This window comes from Acinetobacter kyonggiensis (genome assembly GCF_900107285.1).
Classification (GTDB): domain Bacteria; phylum Pseudomonadota; class Gammaproteobacteria; order Pseudomonadales; family Moraxellaceae; genus Acinetobacter; species Acinetobacter kyonggiensis.
Window position 1 is genome coordinate 1 of record NZ_FNPK01000059.1, and the last position, 3,825, is coordinate 3,825.

Genomic DNA, 3,825 nt, shown 5'->3' on the forward strand with positions numbered 1-3,825 from the left:
GACAGCACTTCAAAAACTCTCTGCCACACGCCTGTTTTAGCCCAGCGGCTAAAGCGAGTATGCACGACTCTAAAATCACCAAAGCGTTCAGGCAAGTCTCGCCACGGGATACCTGAGCGGTAACGATATAGTATTGCTTCAACAAATAATCGGTTATCTTTGGCGGTTACACCAACCGTACCTGTTCGTCCAGGTAACAGATCTTTAATCTGTTCCCATTGATCGTCTCTTAATGCATAGCGTTTAGTCATAAGAGAATAATAAGGACGCGTCAGATTTTATCAACCTAATTGATGACACGCCCTAGTTACATTATTAATCCTGATATTTTTTGATAATTTATCTGTTCGTTCTACATGCTTAATTATTTTAATTTTCAGAGTTGGTTATAGACTACTTTTCAGAAGTAAGAGCTAAAAACTATTCAAAGTATACACATCAAAAAATTGATAACTGGAAAAAATTTAAAAACCTAAAGCATTTAATATGCTTTAGGTTTCGTTGCCAGAAAATAGCAATAAATGTTTGGAGTTTTAAATAGGCTTCATTGTCTGTATAGCAAATACTGCACCAAAATCTATTTTCATGGATGATAGATCCTAGATAAATATATGTTGTTTAGTATTTAAAATTAAAACCGACAAAAGCTGTTCTGCTCATTAATATTTGATCAATAGAACGAGAAACCTCATCACGCTTAGTATTTGTTAAATTTTTAATTCCTGCCTGCATAGAAAAACTCGGATTAAATTGATACTGCCCACTTACTCCAAGAACATGGTAATCATCTGATTTCTCACTTTTCGAAATTGCAGGTACGTATAGCATTTGGCTACCGATATATTGGTAATTTAGATTTAACCCAAGTACATTACTCACTCGCCAATCCCAATTCATACTCCCTGTATGACGAGGGCTATAATCTAACTCTTGGTTAGTATCTTTATTTTTGCCATCTGAATATGTGTAATTCAGCTTAATGCCCAAAGCATCATTAATATCATATTGGCTTTCAAGTTCTACGCCTTTTACTGATGCTGAATGTATATTGGTATAAGTCATTATATTCGGGCGATATCCAGCTCTCCAGCTATCACTCACAATCATGTTTTTAATGTCATTATCAAAGTACATTAAACTTGCATAGAACTGATCATTTTCATACACACCACCAAACTCGTAGCTCGTTGCTGTTTCTGGCTCTAAGTCAGGATTTCCAACAACCTGACACAGCCCACGACAAGCTAATACCGAATATGTAGGATCTGATTGTGAAATACTTGGTGCTTTGAATGATTTACCAATACCACCTTTTAAATTAAATTGGTCAGTTACTTGATAAACACTATAAAAACGTGGACTAAATTCACTTCCAAAGCTTTCATAGTCATCAAATCGTCCAGCAAATGTAAGAGACAGTCTATCTAATTTCCATTCATCTTGGAGATAGAATGCTGTTTGATTCAGAGATAATGACCCATTTAAATTTTGGTTATGTTCTAATTCTGTTTTACGAAATTCGGCTCCACCAGTAACTAAATGCTGTTCTCCAACATGACCACTCACTTGCGCATCAATCGTGTGGTTGGTTTGCTGAATATCTCCCGTCTTTTTATACAAATTGGTGATGATTTCTGAGTTATCCATCAAGTCTACGTTTTCATAGTAATAACGCAGTCTACTGTTGATATCATTCCAATTCGCTGAGTAAGTGAGTCCAACACTGGTACGATCCATTTCTTGGATATTGGTTGGGAATGACAAACCGTAGTTGCTCCATGTGGCTTTACGGTCATCTGAACGATGGGTCAAGTCAACATCCAATGTTTGGTTGTCATTAATAAGCCAACTGAGGTTAGAAAGTATGCTAAAGCCTTTGCGTTTTTCTGCAGCATCGGTATCTTTATAGATACTTTGTTCAGAGCGCCAAGCCTGCTGATCTACACCCTCAAGTACTAGATTTGCCAAAAGTTTATTTTCAATCAGGCTGCCACCGATATACGCACTTGCTTTGTGAATTGCCCCGTTGTCCCCTTCAGTTGGTAACTCATAGCTATAGTTGAAAGCTATCTCTAGTTGTTCACTTGGTTTCTTTAAAATAATATTGACGACACCGCCCAAGGCATCAGCCCCATAAATTGAAGACATTGGTCCGCGAACTACTTCAATACGATCTACAGCAGCTAAAGGAATAGACGATAAATCAAAATCATTTGAATAGTTCGAGGTTAACGCATCCCTAGAATTAACTCGGCGCCCATTCACCAAAATCAGCGTATAGTCTGAGTCTAAACCACGTATTTTAATTTCTTTACGACCATAAGCAGAGGACGTATTTATGTGAATACCTGCACTCTGCTGTAGAGCATCTGCCAGATCATAAACAGGACGTTTTGCTAGGTCTTCTTGGGTAATAATACTAATGCTTGCTGGAGCACTTTTTTGATCATGTTCTGTTTGAGTTGCTGTCACAGTAATGGTCGCTAATTTTTTCAGTAATAGTTTTTTCAGCATGCGTATAACTAGCAAATAAGCCTAGGCCCAATAAACTCTGCATAGTAATACTAAGGATCTTTTTAGAGAAAAGTATTTGATTTGACATAATATAAAAATACAATTGAAATTAAGAATCATTCGCAATTATATGTAAGTGTATAATTTTTGCAACTTCTATTATTTGCGAAATAATCCTTACTTAACCTACACCTAAAGTTGGACACACACTAAATGTAAACTGTTGATGTCTACATTTATTGCGATGTGTATGTGCTGTCCTACTTAATCAAGATAAATATAATGCCTTCAGCAGTGAGGAATGTCGCATCGACCGCGAATGCATAAATGTCATAGCGGTACCGAACGCAAAGCTCCCACCATTCTGGAATTTCTTTGAGATGCTGGAAAGCTGATTGAAGTTTGTTTTTATCTTAGGTTTTTCAATTTGTTGTAATTTCAAGCTGTTCCAGCGAATATCTTCACTGATTGATATGACTCTCTGCCTAACGTCTTGTATCTATTCTGTATCGAAAAAATATAAAATAAATACGTTGGCTACTCAGATAGTCAAGCAAACCAGCTCAGCGCAGTCTTATTAGAAAAATCCTTGAAATATAAATAAGATATAAAAAATTTAATCGTACATATCGCCACATTTTCATCTCATAACTACCGCAGTGTTAACAGTTTAAAAGGCCATGATGGCTACTCAATAAACATTTCAACGGAAATAACATGAGCACTCAAAATACTGGATTCAAAGCTTTCTCAAATAAGATTAATTCAACCGCCCCACATCCAGTTCATGCATCTAATGATCCAACTGAAACCGCGCCAAAACCATCAGACGAACCTGAAAAAACAGTTGAACCCGACAAAGATGCACCAAAAGCAAAATAAACTATAAAAACGATGATTAAGTACGCAAATCACTGAATATATAGCCCTACTTTTTAAGTGGGGTTTTTGTTTGCAAAATGAAAAATAGATATTTTTATAATAAAAAAACCTAATTTAAGAGGTGGATCAGGAAATTTGAACAACACTTATAAGTGATATTTTGCTCCCCAAATGATGTTATAAACATCAATATATGGAGTATTTTATGGCACGTAGACCAAGAAGAAATCATTCAAATGATTTTAAAGCTAAGGTAGCACTTGCTGCGATTAAAGCAGAAAAAACACTTGCTGAATTGAGTGCTGAATTTGATGTTCATCAAAACCAAATTATCGACTGGAAAAATCAACTGATTTCAGCTTCCTCGCAAGCTTTCGATCAATCAAAAGCTCCAACAGAACCACCCATCGATCTAAAAAAACTACATGC

Annotated in this window: 4 protein-coding genes; 2 read left to right on the forward strand and 2 right to left on the reverse strand. The window is 36.1% G+C overall.

Going from position 1 to position 3,825, the window contains the following annotated elements; all coding sequences use genetic code 11:
- Together BLV99_RS17825 and BLV99_RS17830 are read right to left on the reverse strand one after the other, a co-directional pair.
- On the reverse strand, positions 1-251 hold a 251-nt coding region (locus tag BLV99_RS17825; protein WP_139243526.1), incomplete at its 3' end, for a transposase.
- A 367-nt stretch (positions 252-618) separates the two neighbouring features.
- Positions 619-2,514, reverse strand: coding sequence for a TonB-dependent receptor plug domain-containing protein (locus BLV99_RS17830; RefSeq protein WP_244516352.1), 1,896 nt, complete (start codon positions 2,512-2,514; stop codon positions 619-621).
- A 717-nt stretch (positions 2,515-3,231) separates the two neighbouring features.
- Here BLV99_RS17830 and BLV99_RS18300 point away from each other — a divergent pair.
- Both BLV99_RS18300 and BLV99_RS17835 read left to right on the forward strand, forming a co-directional pair.
- Positions 3,232-3,396: a hypothetical protein gene (locus BLV99_RS18300; RefSeq protein ID WP_167356350.1), complete on the forward strand. Its 165-nt coding sequence runs from the start codon at positions 3,232-3,234 to the stop codon at positions 3,394-3,396.
- Between the two features lie 193 nt (positions 3,397-3,589).
- On the forward strand, positions 3,590-3,825 hold a 236-nt coding region (locus BLV99_RS17835), incomplete at its 3' end, for a transposase (RefSeq protein WP_131725231.1).

Bases quoted from the DNA above. Each gene is read 5' to 3' on its own strand.
- BLV99_RS18300 (WP_167356350.1), top strand. From the start codon at position 3,232: ATGAGCACTCAAAATACTGGATTCAAAGCTTTCTCAAATAAGATTAAT.
- BLV99_RS17830 (WP_244516352.1), bottom strand. From the start codon at position 2,514: ATGCTGAAAAAACTATTACTGAAAAAATTAGCGACCATTACTGTGACA.